We start from the raw sequence: 17,736 nt of genomic DNA on the forward strand, positions 1-17,736 counted from the left end.
GAAACCGTGCCTGTCTGGAAAGAGTTCTTTATCATGCAGACTTTCCGGGCAAAAACTACATTGACCGTAGTTTTTGCATTTTTCTCAATTGATAAAAGCTATATTGCTGGATAGACACCAACCAATGAAAAGAGGCAAAGGGTCACATGACGATATCTAAAAAGATGAGAGGGTTTGCGGAAAATTCTTCCTGGATTCGCAAAATGTTTGAAGAGGGAGCCAAAATGAAGGCCGAATTTGGCGAAGACCAGGTCTGTGATTTCAGTATTGGCAATCCAGATGTACCGCCTCCAGCCAAATTTTCCGCAGTATTGAAAGAACTCATCAACGATGAACAGCCAGGCATGCATGGGTATATGCCCAATGGTGGTTATCCCTTTGTACGAGAAGCCCTGGCTGAGAGGCTTTCCCAAGAGCAGGAAGTGAATCTTGAACAGGGAGACATCATCATGACCTGCGGTGCTGCAGGCGCCCTGAATGTTATTTTCAAAGCATTATTGGACCCGGGTGATGAGGTTATTGTCCTACGACCTTTCTTTGTGGATTATCATTTTTATGTAGATAACCATGGCGGCGTAGTAAAAGTAGTGGATACAGACGAGCATTTTAACCTTGACCTCAAGGCCATTGAAGAGGCTCTAACAGAAAAGACCAAGGTTATTCTCATAAACAGTCCACACAATCCAACAGGACAGATTTATTCCGCAGAGTCTTTACAGAAATTGGGTACCCTGCTTGATGAGACAAGTGCAAAATACCTTTCCTCCATTTACCTTGTATCAGATGAACCATACCGCAATATAGTGTTTGATGGTCATAAGGTACCGGCATTAATGACAGCCACAACCAATTCCATTGTTGCCAGTTCATACTCCAAGGAACTTTCGGTTCCTGGTGAACGTATAGGCTATATTGCAGTAAACCCTGATATGGCAGAGAAAGGAGAAATGCTCAATGCCATGACCATGGCTAACCGTATCCTTGGTTTTATAAACGCTCCGGCAATGATGCAGCGTGCAGTTGCTCAATTACAGGATCAATCGGTAGATAGCTCTATCTATGCTCGTAGGCTTGATGCTTTCTGCAAAGTGCTTGATAATGCAGGGTTGGAGTATGAAAGGCCAAAAGGTGCGTTTTATCTTTTCCCAAAATCACCCATTGATGATGTCGAGTTCTGCAGCCTTCTTCAGCAGGAAAAAATTCTTGCCGTTCCTGGTCGTGGGTTTGGCATACCCAACTATATTCGACTTGCATTTTGTGTTGATGAGCAGGTCATTAATAAATCAGCCGAAGGATTTAAACGGGCAGTGGAAGCTGCAAAAAAGTAGATCTTCCGGTGTAAACGCTCACCGCGAATTCGGTTTTTATCCGCAAGCCTGGTTATCTGAAAAGCCACTGCAGACTGTTGACTGGAGTGGCTTTTTGCAGTTGTAGACTTCTACTCGTTCATCCGGGCTAATGCTTCCCCCTGGTATCTCTTACAGAACATAATTGTTCGAAATCCGGGTTGCCGGCTATATCCTGTCAGCTCTGCGAATTACATCGCACAGTTCCAGTGCAAGTTGTTGAATCATATTTTCATCTTCGCCCTCAGCCATAACCCGGATAACAGGTTCCGTACCTGACGGGCGTACAAGAATGCGTCCCGCGTTGCCTAACTGCTGCTCAGCCTCCTGCAGCGCCTCAGGAAATCCGGGGATATCATCGGGCGCAACTTTGGAGGACATACGGACATTTTCGAGAATTTGCGGATAAGAGGTCATAAACCCGGCAAGTTCTGAAAGAGGCTTTTTCTTTTTAATCATAATGGAAAGAAGTTGGAGGCCCGCTAGGATACCGTCACCAGTTGTATTATGATCTAGAAAAACCAGATGTCCGGACTGTTCTCCGCCAAAGTTGTAGCCCTTTGCACGCATGCTTTCAACTACATATCGGTCACCTACCTGGCATCGGACCATGTGTCCGCCCATATCTTTCATGGCGTGTTCAAGGCCCATGTTACTCATGACTGTAGCCACCAGTGTTTTTTTCTTCAATTTACGGCGTGCCATGAGTTCTTGAGCACATATGGCCATGATGTGGTCGCCATCAACAATAGTACCTTTTTCGTCACAGACAATCAGGCGATCTCCGTCACCGTCAAGGGCAAGACCTATATCAGCACCAAGTTGCTTTACCTTTTCTGCCATAAGTTCCGGATGAAGAGCTCCACATTTGTGATTGATGTTTTTTCCATCTGGAGCTATTCCCAATGTGGTGACACGTGCACCGAGTTCCTCAAAAACGTATGGTGCAACTTTATATGTGGCACCATTGGCGCAATCCAATACAATGTGAAAATCATCGAGCGTGTATTGTTTTGGAAAGGTATTTTTCAGATAGACGATATATCTGCCCGCTGCATCATCAATGCGAGAAGCCTTGCCCACTTCATCTGCAACAGGACGGAGAGCTGCCATTTTCTGTGAAAAAATGAGATCCTCAATATCTGCTTCCAGTTCATCGGGTAGTTTATACCCGTCGCTGGAAAAGATTTTGATTCCATTATCCTGAAATGGATTATGGGATGCCGATATAACCACACCGGCATCAGCACGCATTGAAGTCGTGATGAAGGCGATTCCGGGCGTAGGCAGAGGACCGACAAGTTGTACATTAACCCCCATACTACAGATACCTGCTGCCAGTGCGTTTTCAAGCATATAGCCAGACAGACGGGTATCCTTTCCTATTACGATGCTATTTCCCTTGTTTTTGCTTTTGACCAGAAAGGCTATTGCACGTCCGATCTGCATGGCTATTTCAGATGTCATGGGGTAGACATTGGCGACCCCGCGTACGCCATCGGTTCCAAATAGTTTTCTCATGATATGTGTATTAGATTTTATAATTTAATTATCAGGTAGTTAAACGTATGATGGGAGTTGTTCAACTAGCAGGAGAAGGTTTGCTCAGTATTACTATTTCTATTCATCATGAGCAAGGGGTTCTTCGGATGATACAAGGCGAACTTTATCCGGAATAACGTTGAGTACAGTTATTGGGGCATGCCCGGGAACCTCTATTCCGGTGACTTTTACTGAAATCAGGCCAAAAGGGGTTTGTTCATCTGCCGCATCGACTGAAGCTCTGAATAACATTGCCAGTTCAGGTGTATCTCTTATGAGGTCCTCAGGGATTCCTGCCTCCACACTGACCATGGCAGGTTCCGTATGCACGGTTCTAACAGTATTGCGAACGTTAATGGGGATACCACGTACGGTTTTATTAAGGATGTTTTCCCGAATTTCGATGTGAGCGGTAACCACGACTTCACCGATCAGCTTCAACATATGTTCATCAAGATCCAGGTGAACCTGTTTCTTGATTGATGTTTTTAGATTATCCAGAGAGATTATTGAGGTCCTCAATGCCGGTTGATTCCCCAGCAGTGATTTGGGCCCATTAACGGACAGGGTATTCGGTTCCAGTACGATATTTTCCAGTGTATAGCCGATATTTGGGACTCCCTCCGTCACTGGATTAATAGGTAGATCTTTTTGAACCAGTTCGTCAACCAACAGTGTTATATTTGTCGGCTGCAGTCTCAGTACGGTAATACCATCCGGAAATGGGATGGAGTCGGAGTTATTGGTAATAACCACTGCACCGGGCTCGACCCGCGCAAGATCAATAGGCCGGGAAACATTTTGTTGACGAACTTCCTGAATAATGCGTCGCGGCGCTCTGATGGAGGCCTCTATATCCTTCTTATACTGATTGGCAATAACCAGGTTGGCTGGTAAATTATGCACTTCAATGGGTACTGTGATGGTTGTGTCTATCTGATCTTCTCCGACAACGAAGTACCAGAGACTTACACCGATAACCAGGGAAAGCAATTTAAGCATCCAGTGTTTGGTAACTATATCGAATGGAGAGGATGTGGTCATTTGGCTACCGGTGGTTTCTGGCTTGAAAACCATCTTCTCCAGGTACTGGCGGCAGGTGGTTTTCTACGCAAAATAGATTGAAGTGCTGAGTGCAGAGCCTTTTCGTCGTGTAAAGTGGCAATTCGTCCCTGGCGAACCAGGGAGATTTCCTGCGTTTCTTCTGAAACCACAATGATAACAGCATCGGTTTCTTCTGAGAGTCCCAGCGCTGCTCTATGCCGCGTTCCATATTTCTTGTCAATGCGTGTGTTGCGCGAGAGTGGCAGTAAGCAGCCTGCTGAATGGATTCGTCCTTTGTGGATAATGACTCCGCCATCATGCATGGGGGAGGAGGGGAGAAAGATGGCAACCAGGAGTTCGTTACGAAGTTGGGCATCAACACGCTGACCCGATTCGATATAATCGCGTAGCCCTGTTTCGCGCTCAATCACCATAAGGGCTCCGATTCGTCGTTTAGCCATGTATGTCGAGGCGCGAACAATTTCTTCAATATCCTGATGAGCCACATCTCCTGATTTTTGAAATGGCGTCCTACCCATTTGAATCAGGGCTCTTCGGATATCCGCTTGAAAAACAATGATGATGACGATAAGAATCGAGCTGAGAAAATTTTTCAGCAACCAGTGAAGTGTAAGGAGATCCAGTTTTCCGGAAATAAAATATATAACAATTATCACCGCGATACCGGCAAGCATCTGGACCGCTCGCGTACCGCGGATGAGCAGCATCACTCTATAAATAATGAATGAGACAATGAGTATGTCTACAATATCCTGCCAGCGCAGTGATATGGGCGTATCGAACATGTATGTAACAAAGAATCTGATTTTACTTGGATTATAAAAAATTTATCATGTTGGTCTTCGAATGAACAGGAAAAACAAGGTAACTGAACAAATAGTCTGTGAAAAATACCATTGGTCCGATCATTCAATATACAGGGTACCAGATAAAACGGTTTCCATGTACAAGCAGAGGGTAGGTGGCATTTTCGAAATCTGACGACAATTACCCTGGTTTTGTCATATAAAAGGAGTTACGAGCACATCTTTACTTATGAATGTTTATAATTATATTGAAATATTAGCTGCTTTTTCCCTTTGTACCTTTGTAGGCAGTCTCGTTGCGATTCCCTTGCTTGTAAATAGAATGCCTGTGAATTATTTTGTTCGTCACTGGCAGGATAAAGAAACCAAAAGACAGCAACATCCCCTGGTAACTGCTGTTATCTATGCGGTGCGCAATATTGTGGGCATAGTGTTAGCTGTTGCTGGAATTGCCATGCTTCTTCTTCCCGGTCAGGGAATTGTGACAATCATTATAGGACTCTGTGTAATGGATTTTCCTTCAAAAACACGATTTATCAGGATGTTGGTCGGTAATGAGCGTGTACAACGTACCCTGAACTGGATAAGGCGAAAAGGTAAAAAATCTCCATTTATTTTCATGAATGACGGAAAAACGATTTGAGTCAGTTTTTCCGTGAAAAAGGTCTGTATAACGGATCACCAATTAAAACCATTTGCCAGGAAAGATAAGGAAGGCTGATCAAGTACGTTTCAGCCAGGCTGAGATGGCCTTCGTGTAAGACGGGAAAGAATATTTCCGGCATCGGGAAAGCCTGGACATAGGGTTCATATACAGGGCCAATGGTGGCGGCAACTCCTTTTTCAAGCATTTTTTTGCACCACCCCTCAAAATGAGAATGTTTGAGCGTTGCGCATTCACCACTGGCTATGTGATATCCTATAGCTCCTTTTTGCCAGTGAAATGCATCTATGTACTGGGATAAGCTGTACCAGCCGCAGTACAGAGCTGCAGAGAAGCAACTGTCGACCGGAAACAAATTGCTTTGTTCATCCAGAATAACAGGCAGTTTTTGTTCTTTGAGGCTTTGTGCTGCCTTATGAAGAGAAGCATCGTAGAGTGCGTAACCACTGAGTTGCTTCAATGTGTCTGGCCGTTTCCAGCGGGCATCAAAATAGGCTGTTCCTGTCAACCCTGTCTGTTCTATCGCAATGCTGTCATTTATGATTCGACGGACGATGGATGGTGTTGGCGCATCAAGGCGGCTTACCATGAGAACATTATCTTTATCGATATGACTCTTTTTTCTTTGAAACCCGATGAAATATGGGTTAGGTACCCAGCCATCCAAGGGGTAATCCGGGATGAGAACCAGCGAAAGTTCAGAATCTACCGCAGCCCTGGTATTGGACTTTTTCAATGCTTGGATTTTGTTTTGAATACGCGAAATTTCTTTTTGGAGGGCAGCTTTATGCTGTTTTTGTGCAGTCTTCAGTTCATCTTGTATGATGTCAATTTTTTCTTCCAGTAAATTCAGCTCTTGCGTTTCACTGGTTGTAAGCGGTGGAGCATCTATTTTTAACGGTACACCATAAACAGTCACCAGGCATCGAACTCTCTTTTTTTGAAGAAGTTGTTTTACAGCTGTTGCGACAGGTTTTTCTATTTCTTCGGTATACACGGAACGTGAGCACTTTTCTTCCCAGGTCGTTGCGATAACTATTAGATTTTCTTTTGGAATACTACGTTGCTGCATATAGTATTCAGCTAGATCAAGGCTGTGGTCGGCTTTTCTATTCGCAATGACAACAGTCTCGTCAGCGGTTAGTGCAAAAGCTGCAGGTGTTGACAAAACGAGGCAGGTAAGCAGGATATGCCTGAAAATATGTGACATGAGATGTAGCATTGGTTTGTATTTGGTTATAGGTTGGTAGCGAGGTGATATACATGCACTGTACTTGGGATAGCGCTGAAGTTCAAATTATCCAGGAAATACTTCTAGGTTGGTTTGCAGATGAACAACGGGAGTTGCCCTGGCGAAAAGAGTATGATCCATATCATGTCTGGATTTCGGAAATTATGGGCCAGCAAACCCAGATGGAGAGAGTGGTTCAGTACTTTAATCGTTGGATCGACGTATTTCCAGATGTTTATGCTGTGGCTGATGCCAATGAACAGCAAATTCTCAAAGCCTGGGAAGGTCTGGGGTACTATTCCCGCGCGCGTAATTTACACAAAACCGCTAAAATATTAGTTGAACAATTTGACGGATTGGTTCCTGATGACAGGCAGACACTGCTTCGCTTGCCAGGAATCGGTCCATACACAAGTGCAGCAATCCTGTCCATCGGCTATAATCAAAAAGTTACATTGATTGATGCCAACGTGGAAAGAGTATTTGCCCGGTTATTTGACCTTGATCAACCCGTAAAAGAGAGCAGAAGCAGGAAAAAACTGCAGGAAATGGCAGACCGGTTTTTTTTGACCCATACCCCCCGTATGTGGAATCAGGCACTGATGGAGTTCGGGGCTCTTCAATGCCTGCCGAAGAATCCAGGATGTCTGGATTGCTGTCTGGCCGAACATTGTCGTGCGTTGCAGAATGGCACTGTGGATCAGCGGCCTATAACCGTACCAGGCAAAAAACAAATTCACATCGAAATGGCTTGTGCTATATTACGCAGAGGGAATCTGTATTTTTTGCAGCAGCGCCTGAAAGATGATATCTGGGGGGGGCTTTGGGAATTTCCAGGGGGAAGTCTCGAGCCTGGAGAATCGCCAGACCAGGCTGCAGTCCGAGAAGTGTATGAAGAGTTGGAGTGGAAGGTTTCTGATCCTGTGTTCTTTTCCCAGGTAACTCATTATTATACCCGTTACAAAGTGTCATTGTCTGCGTTTTTCTGTACCCTTGTCGAAAAAACTCGGCCTCCTGTCCTGCATGCTGCCAGCACGTATGCCTGGGTGCCGAAGGAAAACCTACTGGACTACCCTTTCCCGGCAGGACATAGGCAACTTGTCAGAATTATTCTTGAAAAATCTTGATAAGTACGGTCAATACCTGTAGGCTTTTCAACTTTTGTTATGAGCACGGTTCGTTAAAGAATACTTTTTTTCGATAATTCGGAAAAAAAATTGTGAAAACTGAAAAACAATGCTACTTTTTTTTAACTTCGTTTCCAAGATCTTATTGCTTCTTTGCAAGGGGTGACGTTTGTCCAAACAAAATTTGAACATTGAGAATTTTCAGGGAGAAATTGATCGCCTCTCCACCAACTGGCGCACTCTACTTGATGCCATGCCGGAGATGGTCTTTCTTTTAGGAGATCAGAACCGCGTTGAATACATGAATCAAAGCGCTGTGCTTTTTTTTGGTAAAAAGTGTTCTCCGCAAGTTGCTTCGGACCTCAAAGCCATTGGCGAAAAGACAGGTATGCAGCGTGAAGGAGAGGCTGATCAGGGAAACAGCAAAGTCTGCGAGGCTGTGGTTGGTGGTACACCTGTAGAGTACTCCTCTGTCCCCTTTGTCGGATACACCGGTGAACAACTGCTCATGCTGGTGATGCGAAACATTACCACGCGAAAAGCCCATGAACAGGAACTGCATCTTTTCAATACGAATATAGAAGTCATTCTGCAGCAGAAGATTACCGAGCTGAAAGAAAGTGAAGAAACGCGCAAACGTCTCTCTCGCCAGGTAAACAGCTTGAAAAGTCAGCTAGGGCACCACCATGAGGCTGACAAAATGGTGGGCTCCAGCAGGAAAATGCGAGAGCTGAGGGAAATGGTGCACCAGGTCGCTCATTCCGATGCCACTATCCTCATTACCGGAGAGTCTGGTACTGGCAAGGAACTGGTTGCAAACCTCATCAAAGCAACCAGCAGTCGTGATGATCAGGCCTTTTTGAAAATCAATTGCAACGCAATTAATGATTCCATATTGGAATCTGATCTGTTCGGTTATGAAAAAGGGGCGTTTACTGGTGCTGCAGCTCGTAAAATCGGTAAATTTGAGGTGGTTGACGGTGGAACCATTTTTCTCGATGAGATTGGTGATATCAGTCCACGGATGCAAGCCTCACTTCTCCGTGTTCTGCAAAACGGAGAAATAGTCCGGGTTGGCGGAACTGAACCTGTTAAGGTAGACGTACGTGTAATTGCCGCCACCAATGTCGACCTTGCTAAAGCTGTAAAAGAGAAAAAATTTCGGCTGGATCTTTATTACCGGCTCAATATAATCAACATAGAAATGCCGCCATTACGGGAACGCAAAGAAGATATCGTCGAGTTGGTATCTCATTTTGTTAATCATTACCGAAAGGCTTTTAAAAAGGATATAGACTTTGTCCCCAAATCCATCATCAGTAAGCTGTTGATGCATGATTGGCCGGGCAACGTCCGTGAACTTGAAAATCTCATTCAGCGTGCCGTTCTCATGGCTAAAGGCCGGATGATAGTTGATAAAGACTTGTTGTTTGATCAAAATTTGAGTGATGAGCAACCTGTTGGAACTGGCGGGATTAATGTGGCTGAAAAATTCGGGCACTCCTCGTTAAAGCAAATACTTGCCGAATTCGAAAGTGACATTATTGTACAGGCCCTGAAGAAGTATGACGGCAATGTGGCTGACGCTGCAACAAAGCTCAAAGTGGGCAAGACAGCACTGTATGACAAAATGAAACGGTATAATATTTCCGCAAAACAGATAAAAAAGGGCGGATGAACTGCAAACTGTAGAAAACGGGCAACATTGTCTTTGTGGTGAGAAACTTTTGCCCTAAACACATGGTATCTGATTATTGAAGTCTTGTCTGCATGTTATCAGTGGTGGCATACGCGTATCACTGGGTGTGTAAATTAAGGGAAGGTACATAGGTATGTGGTGCAAAATTTGCATTACTACAACTATGAGTACCAAAGATTTTAATAAACAAAATTTTCCCAGACGGGAAAATCATCAAAAGTGCGAAACTGACAGTTGTCCGTTTTTCTCCGTTGACAGTCCCTGTTGTCCGGTCGTGCATGATGGATTGTTTATCCCTGGCGATGATCACCGGATTCATTATTGCCAGACCTGTTTTCATACGTCATGTAGTCACTACAGACGACATCTTCAGCAGTTCCATCTCAACGAATATCCTTCTTCTTTTTCCACCCCTTTGATCAAAAAGAAAAGCAAAGAGTAAGAGTTGGTTATACTACTCGTGTCTTTGCTCTAATGCTCTTTCCGTATTGGTGAGAAAGTTTGTTTTCGTCGCATTTTTGCGAACAAATTGTCGGCGTTTGCCTATCCGATTTTTCTCGCATTCCTAATGAATGTGTAAAAATATGATTACATGTGTTTATCGGAGTGGCCGTAACTGATGCGTTTTGCTCAAGTTTAGGGTCGCGGAAAATAATAAATATCCAACAACTGCGTAGGATATCGATTTGCTAACGTCGTAGCGTCAATGGTCCCATACTGTTCGTATTGAGCCATTTGCGCAACGACGTTAGCGAGTTGAAAGACAAGCAGGATTGAATAATTTATTGTTTCCGTAATCCTTAGGTAAGGGCCCCCTCTGAGGGGGCGTGCGATACATTGTACCGCAGATATAATGTTCGATATCGGAGTCTTCGCTTACCTTCGAGGAATAAATATTAAGCATCACCGCATTTACCAATTCACCAGTTCCCAGGGCACAAGAGGAAATCATTGGCCGATTATGTAAGTGTATTACCACTGGAGATTTTCATTTCCTGTGAGAGCCCGTTCGCATTTGATCTTTCCTGATTCTCGTTCCTTGCTTACCTTTCTAATTGTCGCGTGATGACTCTTAATGTACGGGCAAGGGAGCTGGCGAAATGACACATGGTGGTAATCGCCCAAAGCTGCATAACATGCTCATGATCTTTGAGTGCAATAAATATGAGGAAGATAAGCGGTACATTTTTCCTGTTTTAAGGAAAAACGAGTTGTTTCCGTAGAAATGAAAGGTGATAGTTACTACCTAACTATTTTTCTCCAGATTATCGCCACAAGAAAAGGTGTTGTGGTATCAACATCTTCAATGTGGCGAAATAATCATTGGGACAGAGTCCTTTTCAGTCAGCATTGACTTCGCATGATGCAAATTTTTCAATATCCTCAGTATGTTTTCCAACCTCAGATTATTGCAGAAAGAGAATTTGCCCCTGGTAAGTTTATCGATTAACGAGCAGCTTTTCCGGAAACAAGGAAGTTTTGTTTGTTCTTAAATGCTTGTTTTTAATGTATTTTTTTCTATTTTCTGCGAAAATTCTGAATATGTGAATGGGAAAGAGAGGTTTGAATACGCTATAGACGTGGAAACCTCTCTATGGTGCAGACTTTTTAGATATAAAAAAATACTAATTATCAAGTAGTTGTGCGGTGATTGATTATTTTACGCTCGTTTATTTTGTTTTGGCACGAAAGATGTATAGTGATGTATGTGTGAAGAAAAGTTTGTTGTTATACAACACGCAAATACATTAGGAGGGTAAGATGAAAAAGAGTTTAATAAAAAGTTCAGTTATGGCTTTAGTTGGTGTAGGGTTGATGTGTTCAGCAAGTTATGCTAGTTCATTTAACTTTGCAGGTCCTGATTACACCATTTCTCAAAGCGGTGGTCAATATTCATTGACGTTCAACTCCAATTTGTTAGTAGGTTCTGCAGTTGGTGATGCTTCTTTGGATAGTCTGTTCAACGATGCTGGTGCAGAGTACGTAACTGTCGCTACTCTTGAGTTTGATGAGACTGATGCAACAAATCCATTCAGTTTTTCACCCACTCTGTATACAGACGGTTTTACTCTGTATGATGATGATGGCAGTGTATTGTTCTCTGCAGATATGGAGGTTAAAGAGTTTACTGTTGGTAACAGTACAGCAACAATTAACGACGCTCTGTCTGTGAACCTGTTGAATGCGACTGCGGGTGCTGGCTATACACTCGGTACATCTACTATCGTTGATAATTTTTTGGCGTGGCCAGGTGTAGTAAACTTCTCATTCAATTCAAACACAGGTAGCATCGCTGATGCGATTAATGCATTAATCAACGGTGGACCATCTGTGACCGGTTCCGTTTCCGGTTCAGCATCTACTGTACCTGAGCCAACCACCATGCTGCTTTTTGGTGCTGGACTTGCTGGTTTAGCTGGTGTTGCACGACGGAAAAAAGCTGACAAATAATTCAGCCTATTGATGTTTCGTTGTTTAAACCCGTCGACTTGTGTCGACGGGTTTTTTTTTTATTTTTTTTAAAAAATTGGGTAAGGTAGGAGAAAAATCAAATCTTACCCATGCAGAAAACCACTCTTCAATATATCTTTTCTCCCCGCATGCTCACCGCCTTTCTCATGGGGTTTGCGTGTGGTGTCCCCCTGTTACTCACCCTTTCGGTACTCCAGGCCTGGATGAGTGAAGAGGGTGTTGACCTTGGAACCATAGGGCTGTTTGCTCTGGTCGGGTTACCTTATACCCTTAAATTTCTCTGGGCCCCTCTATTTGATCGATTCATCCCTTCTTTTCTTGGCCGAAGAAGAGGGTGGCTGATTATAATGCAGCTGGCATTAATGGTTGCTCTATTTCTTCTGGGTTGTAGTGAACCACAACAAAATCCTTTTGGCGTTGCTTTGGCTGCCCTGCTGGTAACATTTTTTTCAGCCTCCCAGGATATAGTTGTTGATGCCTACCGTCGTGAAGATCTGTCTGATATAGAATTAGGGCTTGGTAGTTCTCTTTATGTGAACGGATACAGGGTAGGTATGTTACTTGCCGGCAGCGGTGGACTGATACTGGCCGATCATATTGCTTTTGGTAAAGTATATTGGATTATGGCTCTGTGTATGTGTGTTGGTCTCATTACAACACTTTTGGCAAGGGAGCCAGATATTGAGGCAGGAACGCCAGAGAATTTTGATGAGGCAATAATTGATCCGTTTGTTGAATATTTTCAAAGACACGGTGCTGTACTTATTCTTCTTTTTATATTGTTTTATAAAGTCGGTGACCAGATGGCTTCCACTATGACCATGCCTTTTTATCTGGATCTGGGATTTACCAACACAGAAGTAGCTTTAGTATCCAAGTTTTTCGGTTTTTGGGCAACCATTTTAGGGGGACTTGCTGGCGGTATTATTATTCTGCATATCGGCATTATGCGCAGTCTTTGGATTTTCGGAATTTTACAGGCCGTATCCACTGCCGGATTTTCTCTTTTGGCATGGTGGGGAAAGATCTTATCTGTTCTCGCTGTGGTAATAGGATTTGAAAACTTAGCCGGTGGCATGGGAACAGCAGCGTATGTCGCTTATATGGCATCTTTGACAAATAAAAAGTTTACAGCTACCCAATATGCATTACTTTCAAGTTTAATGGGTGTGCCCAGGGTTTTTATGGCTGCCCCGACAGGATACATGGCCCAAGGAATGGGATGGTTTAATTTTTATCTTTTTTGCACCATAATTGCGCTCCCAGGACTTTTCTTGTTATATTGGGTTGGCAGATTGAAAAAGTAACTGCCTCTGGAGCACATGAAATCGTTTGCAGTCTCTATATGAGAGCGCGTGACTTAGGGTTACTAAAAAAAATATCCAATCTTGCCTGTCTCTCAACTCGGTAACGTCGTCGCGTCAATGGCTCAATACGGCCAATATGAAACCATTGACGCGACAATGTTACCAGACCGATATCTAGGCAATTTTTGGACATGTATTATTTTCCGCGACCCTTATATTTCGTGTAAACCCTGAGTTGCATCGACGTATACAAACATTCCAGCATTACAACATCATACGAAACGTTTTTTATGACTGTTCAAATATATAACACACTTACTAGAAAGAAAGAGCCATTACGCCCTCTTGAAGAGAATCACGTCAAACTGTACGTGTGCGGCATAACCTCATATGATTACTGCCATATAGGGCACGCCAGATCCTCTTTAGTGTTTGATATGGTGGTTCGTTATTTGCGTTACCGGGGATATAAAGTTACCTTTGTTCGGAATTTTACTGACATTGATGATAAAATAATCGCCCGGGCCAATGAACGTGGTGAAGATCCCTCTGCTCTTGCTCTGCGTTTTATCGATGAATTCTATACAGACATGGATGCACTTGGTACGCTTCGGCCGGATATTGAACCCAAGGCAACTGAGCATATCCAGGAGATGATAGCCCTCATTCAGAACCTGGTGGATAAGGGCCTTGCTTATCCTGCTCATGGCGATGTCTATTTTCGTGTAACTGGTTTGGATAATTATGGTCGCTTATCTGGTCGCAGTCTTGATGATATGCAGGCGGGCGCCAGAATTGAAGTCAATGCCGCCAAAGAAAATCCCATGGATTTTGTACTTTGGAAAGGGGCAAAACCTGGAGAACCAAAGTGGGAGAGTCCCTGGGGCGAGGGCAGGCCAGGATGGCATATTGAATGTTCTGCAATGAGTAAAAAGTATCTTGGCGATACTTTTGATATCCATGGAGGAGGTAAAGATTTAATTTTTCCCCACCATGAAAATGAGATCGCTCAAAGTTGCGGAGCAAGCGGTAAAGAATTTGCCAATGTATGGATGCACCATGGTTTTGTCACCATTAAAGACGAAAAGATGTCCAAATCCTTGGGGAATTTTCTTACCATTCGAGATGTGTTGAATACCTATGATGCTGAAACCCTGCGACTGTTCATTTTTTCTACGCAGTACAGAAACCCTTTGGATTTTTCTGAAGAAGCGTTGCGGGATGCGGGTTCAGGATTAGATAGAATCTATACAACCCTGGCAGAGATTGAGGCCTTATCGCCAACCGCTGAAACAGAGAGCAAAATTGGGAAAAAAGACAGGGCTAAATTAGAATCCCTGCAAGAACGCTTTCAGCAGGGTATGGATAATGATTTCAATACTGCCCAGGCCATTGGCGTGCTTTTTGATTGTGTGAAAGTGTTGAGTAAGCTGGTACGGGTGCATGGAGCCAACCTACCCCAACCAGACTATGATCTGTTGAACCATGTTGCAGGCATCATGAAGGAACTCGGCAATATTCTTGGCGTGTTGACAAGAAATCCTTCGACTGTGGTGGCTGAGAAACAGCAGAGACTTCGTGCTCAGTTGACTATCACTGAGCAGGAAATTGAAGAGTTGATCTCCAGGCGAAATACAGCAAGGGCTGAAAAAAACTGGGCTACCAGTGACGAAGTGCGAGATACCTTGCTTGAGCATAATATTGTTTTGCAGGACGGTCCTGAAGGCACAACCTGGAACATCGTTGACAGGTAAGAGCAGGCCATCCTTGAAGGCGAACAAATTGGGTGCTGTTTATCATTCCATACATGTGGGGTAATGGGATATACTGAAACCAGTACAGGAGTGTGATTCTGTTGTGACAAGTATATCGAGCACCCAATTTTGTCAGGGAGGTAACGATGCAACGTCAACCCGTAGCTGCAGGTCGTTTTTATCCCGGAACTCAGACCGGAATTAATGACACGCTGAACCTTTTTCAGCAAAGTGTTCCATCGGTAACACCTCATAAAGCTGTTGCTGTCATCGTCCCCCATGCCGGTTATATATATTCAGGTGCCACGGCATTTAAAACCCTTGGCCAGGTCACCATACCCGATACCGTTGTACTCATCGGTCCCAATCATCACGGCCAGGGTGCCAGGGTAGCTGTTGCTGCAAAGGACTGGCAAATGCCCTGGGGTACTGTTACCCTCAACACCCCACTTGTAGAGGCTCTGCCGCAGACATCGCCTTTATTTGAACTCAACGATCTTGCCCATGAGTTCGAACATTCTCTTGAGGTGCAATTACCACTACTGCATCATTTCAGGCCCGATGTAGAAATCGTTCCTATAGCTGTATTCCCCCTTTCTTTTGCGGAATGTGAACAGGCCGCCAACACATTGGCCGATGTCATTACACAGCAGCAGGAACAGGTACTACTTCTTGCATCAACAGACATGACCCATTACAAATCACGTGCAGATGCTACAAAATCTGATATCCAGGCCATTGAGCAGATGCTGGCATTTAACCCCAAAGGGCTTTATGATGTGGTAAAAAAGAAGAATATCAGTATGTGTGGCATGGTTCCCACGGTGATAATCATGTTGACCGCCAGACAACTTGGTGCAGATTCTGTTGAACTGGTGGAATATACTGATTCTGGTGAAGCCAGTGGGGATACTTCCCAGGTGGTGGGATATGCAGGATTAGTTGTTTCTTGAAAAAAGTTATATTCCAAATTAATTATTCTTGACGAGCTACTAAGATTCAATTATAATTGCGCCACCTTATCTTGCTGGGGGATGGTCTAACGGCAAGACAGCGGACTCTGACTCCGCTTATCGGGGTTCGAATCCCTGTCCCCCAGCCATCTTGTTGTAATCTCTAAATATTTTTCGACCTTAACGATTTTATAGCGCGCAGGATTTCAATAGTGTCACACAGAGGTGTCACACAAAATGAAATCGCATGTGCCTTCCTACGTTTTCAAGAACCGTTTTGGCGTCTTCCATTTTCGTGCTAGAATTCCCAAAGATATTCGCGAAAAATATCACATCAAAAAAGAAGTAATTCAAAAATCACTCCGTACAAAAGATCAACGCACTGCTATGAATTTGGCAAGGGTGCTGTGGGTAAAAATGAGCGAAAATAATTGGCTTGATGAAATTGAGGATAAGTGCGCCCAAGACGAACAGGAGCTTGCTAAAGGGCGTCGTTTATATCATGAGTTGAACAAGATCGCGAACCGTACTGATTCGCTCCAGAGCGATGTCGAGGAGTATATGAACACTCTGGCCAGTTCAGAGGAGCAATCTCTCAAGAAGTTTGCGGAATACGCTAATGAGCGGGAAGTTGAAAAAGAGACTCAAGAAACATGCAGACCTGTTCAGCAAGTGACTCCTGCCGTTGTCGAACCTGTAGAAACTCCCCAAGAAACAATAATTCTATCGAAAGCATATGAGCAGTTTGTAGATTGGAAAAAGAACGACTGGAGACCTGAGACGACCAAGAAATCTGCTGCCGCAGTTGAGCAACTCATTACCATTGTTGGCGATATTCCTTGCAACAGGCTGACTCTGGACCATATGAAAACGTTCAGGGATATGTTGATGAAACTGCCTTCAAGGGTCGATTTACCACCCTACAAAGGTAAGACGTACGATGAAATCTTGAAAATGGAGATTCCTGATACGAAAAAGCCTGCTGACAAGACCTTGAAAAATAAGTTCGGTTATGTGCTTTCCTTCTTAGATTATTGCTCAAGTGACGGTTATTCCGTTATTGATCATAGGAAAGTGTTCGAGCAGTTCAAAAAGAAAAAGAAGGTGTCTAAAGTTCGAATGCCTTTCGCTCCTGATGAACTGAAACGACTTTTTGAGAGCAAGGAATATCAAACTTGCACTCACAATACGATAGCACATCACTGGATACCGTTGATTGCGCTATTTACAGGGGCAAGGCTGAATGAGATTTGTCAGTTGGCGAAGAGCAATATCAAGCGGGATGAAGAGTCGTCAATCTGGTATTTCGATATTAATGCAGAAGAAGGGAGAAGTCTCAAGACTGCGGCAGCTATCAGGTATGTGCCTATTCATGATCAGTTGATAGAGCTTGGTTTCTTGGAATATGTCGATTCTGTGAGTGATGGTGGGCGATTGTTCCCAATGCTGAGTAAAAACAGTAAAGGAGAGTATGGTGCCCAAATATCGAAGTGGTTTAACCGAACGTACAAGAGTGAAAAACACTGCAATATTGAGATAGGGCAGGGCGAAATGAAAGATTTTCACTCATTCCGTAATACCTTGATAAACACTCTCAAGCAAAAAGGGGTGCCAGTTGCATCAGCTAAAGAGATTGTCGGTCATGAGGACGATGATATTACGTTTGGTAGATATGCTAATCCTCTCGATTTGCCGAACAAAAAGAAGATTCTCGATATGGTAGAGTATCCAAGTATTGATTTTGGGAAAATCAAATATAATATATGATTT

At 43.7% G+C, this 17,736-nt stretch carries 13 protein-coding genes and 1 tRNA gene; 10 read left to right on the forward strand and 4 right to left on the reverse strand.

Annotated elements, in window-relative coordinates; all coding sequences use genetic code 11:
- Positions 1 to 146 precede the first annotated feature (146 nt).
- A complete protein-coding gene (locus tag G493_RS0123520; RefSeq protein WP_028582304.1) occupies positions 147 to 1,328 on the forward strand; it encodes a pyridoxal phosphate-dependent aminotransferase in 1,182 nt (393 codons plus the stop codon).
- Positions 1,329 to 1,514: 186 nt separating this feature from the next.
- Here the strand turns inward: G493_RS0123520 and glmM are convergent, their stop codons facing one another.
- The 3 genes from glmM to cdaA form a co-directional block, all read right to left on the reverse strand.
- Positions 1,515 to 2,867 carry a phosphoglucosamine mutase gene (glmM, locus tag G493_RS0123525; protein ID WP_028582305.1) on the reverse strand — a complete coding sequence of 451 codons (1,353 nt, stop codon included), beginning with the start codon at positions 2,865 to 2,867 and terminating at the stop codon, positions 1,515 to 1,517.
- 99 nt (positions 2,868 to 2,966) lie between these two features.
- Positions 2,967 to 3,932 carry a CdaR family protein gene (locus G493_RS31050; RefSeq protein ID WP_161629886.1) on the reverse strand — a complete coding sequence of 322 codons (966 nt, stop codon included), beginning with the start codon at positions 3,930 to 3,932 and terminating at the stop codon, positions 2,967 to 2,969.
- Complete coding sequence (gene cdaA / locus G493_RS0123535; RefSeq protein WP_028582306.1) at positions 3,929 to 4,738, reverse strand: diadenylate cyclase CdaA; 810 nt, start codon at positions 4,736 to 4,738, stop codon at positions 3,929 to 3,931. The genes G493_RS31050 and cdaA overlap by 4 nt, the downstream gene beginning before the upstream one ends.
- Positions 4,739 to 4,988: 250 nt before the next feature.
- On the opposite strand from cdaA, the gene G493_RS0123540 reads away from it, so the two are divergent.
- The gene (locus G493_RS0123540) at positions 4,989 to 5,402 is read left to right on the forward strand and encodes a PGPGW domain-containing protein (RefSeq protein WP_028582307.1); all 414 of its coding nucleotides are present in this window, start codon (positions 4,989 to 4,991) and stop codon (positions 5,400 to 5,402) included.
- Between the two features lies 1 nt (position 5,403).
- On the opposite strand, the gene G493_RS31055 is transcribed toward G493_RS0123540, so the two are convergent.
- Positions 5,404 to 6,633 (reverse strand): TIGR03790 family protein, encoded by a 1,230-nt coding sequence (locus G493_RS31055; RefSeq protein ID WP_051309869.1) that lies wholly within the window; start codon positions 6,631 to 6,633, stop codon positions 5,404 to 5,406.
- Positions 6,634 to 6,686: 53 nt separating this feature from the next.
- Between G493_RS31055 and mutY the strand changes: the two genes are divergently transcribed.
- The 8 genes from mutY (at position 6,687) to G493_RS0123590 (ending at position 17,733) form a co-directional block, all read left to right on the forward strand.
- Positions 6,687 to 7,781, forward strand: a complete 1,095-nt coding sequence (gene mutY, locus G493_RS0123550) for an A/G-specific adenine glycosylase (protein ID WP_035275799.1) — start codon at positions 6,687 to 6,689, stop codon at positions 7,779 to 7,781.
- Between the two features lie 169 nt (positions 7,782 to 7,950).
- Positions 7,951 to 9,459 (forward strand): sigma-54 interaction domain-containing protein, encoded by a 1,509-nt coding sequence (locus G493_RS32725; RefSeq protein WP_051309871.1) that lies wholly within the window; start codon positions 7,951 to 7,953, stop codon positions 9,457 to 9,459.
- 1,782 nt (positions 9,460 to 11,241) lie between these two features.
- Positions 11,242 to 11,931 carry a PEP-CTERM sorting domain-containing protein gene (locus tag G493_RS0123565; RefSeq protein WP_028582310.1) on the forward strand — a complete coding sequence of 230 codons (690 nt, stop codon included), beginning with the start codon at positions 11,242 to 11,244 and terminating at the stop codon, positions 11,929 to 11,931.
- A 110-nt stretch (positions 11,932 to 12,041) separates the two neighbouring features.
- Positions 12,042 to 13,259, forward strand: a complete 1,218-nt coding sequence (locus G493_RS0123570; RefSeq protein WP_028582311.1) for an AmpG family muropeptide MFS transporter — start codon at positions 12,042 to 12,044, stop codon at positions 13,257 to 13,259.
- Between the two features lie 290 nt (positions 13,260 to 13,549).
- The gene (cysS, locus tag G493_RS0123575) at positions 13,550 to 15,013 is read left to right on the forward strand and encodes a cysteine--tRNA ligase (protein WP_028582312.1); all 1,464 of its coding nucleotides are present in this window, start codon (positions 13,550 to 13,552) and stop codon (positions 15,011 to 15,013) included.
- A 146-nt stretch (positions 15,014 to 15,159) separates the two neighbouring features.
- Positions 15,160 to 15,966 (forward strand): AmmeMemoRadiSam system protein B, encoded by an 807-nt coding sequence (gene amrB / locus G493_RS0123580; protein WP_028582313.1) that lies wholly within the window; start codon positions 15,160 to 15,162, stop codon positions 15,964 to 15,966.
- Positions 15,967 to 16,041: 75 nt separating this feature from the next.
- A tRNA-Gln gene (locus G493_RS0123585) sits at positions 16,042 to 16,115 on the forward strand.
- A gap of 88 nt (positions 16,116 to 16,203) precedes the next feature.
- Positions 16,204 to 17,733 (forward strand): site-specific integrase, encoded by a 1,530-nt coding sequence (locus G493_RS0123590; RefSeq protein ID WP_028582314.1) that lies wholly within the window; start codon positions 16,204 to 16,206, stop codon positions 17,731 to 17,733.
- Positions 17,734 to 17,736 lie beyond the last annotated feature (3 nt).

This window comes from Desulfogranum japonicum DSM 18378 (assembly GCF_000429945.1).
Lineage (GTDB): Bacteria > Desulfobacterota > Desulfobulbia > Desulfobulbales > Desulfobulbaceae > Desulfogranum > Desulfogranum japonicum.

Coding starts and splice junctions, on each gene's coding strand:
- G493_RS0123590 (WP_028582314.1), top strand. CDS start 16,204: ATGAAATCGCATGTGCCTTCCTACGTTTTCAAGAACCGTTTTGGCGTC.
- glmM (WP_028582305.1), bottom strand. CDS start 2,867: ATGAGAAAACTATTTGGAACCGATGGCGTACGCGGGGTCGCCAATGTC.
- G493_RS0123540 (WP_028582307.1), top strand. CDS start 4,989: ATGAATGTTTATAATTATATTGAAATATTAGCTGCTTTTTCCCTTTGT.
- mutY (WP_035275799.1), top strand. CDS start 6,687: ATGCACTGTACTTGGGATAGCGCTGAAGTTCAAATTATCCAGGAAATA.
- G493_RS0123520 (WP_028582304.1), top strand. CDS start 147: ATGACGATATCTAAAAAGATGAGAGGGTTTGCGGAAAATTCTTCCTGG.
- G493_RS0123570 (WP_028582311.1), top strand. CDS start 12,042: ATGCAGAAAACCACTCTTCAATATATCTTTTCTCCCCGCATGCTCACC.
- G493_RS0123565 (WP_028582310.1), top strand. CDS start 11,242: ATGAAAAAGAGTTTAATAAAAAGTTCAGTTATGGCTTTAGTTGGTGTA.
- cdaA (WP_028582306.1), bottom strand. CDS start 4,738: ATGTTCGATACGCCCATATCACTGCGCTGGCAGGATATTGTAGACATA.
- G493_RS31050 (WP_161629886.1), bottom strand. CDS start 3,932: ATGACCACATCCTCTCCATTCGATATAGTTACCAAACACTGGATGCTT.
- cysS (WP_028582312.1), top strand. CDS start 13,550: ATGACTGTTCAAATATATAACACACTTACTAGAAAGAAAGAGCCATTA.
- G493_RS31055 (WP_051309869.1), bottom strand. CDS start 6,633: ATGTCACATATTTTCAGGCATATCCTGCTTACCTGCCTCGTTTTGTCA.
- amrB (WP_028582313.1), top strand. CDS start 15,160: ATGCAACGTCAACCCGTAGCTGCAGGTCGTTTTTATCCCGGAACTCAG.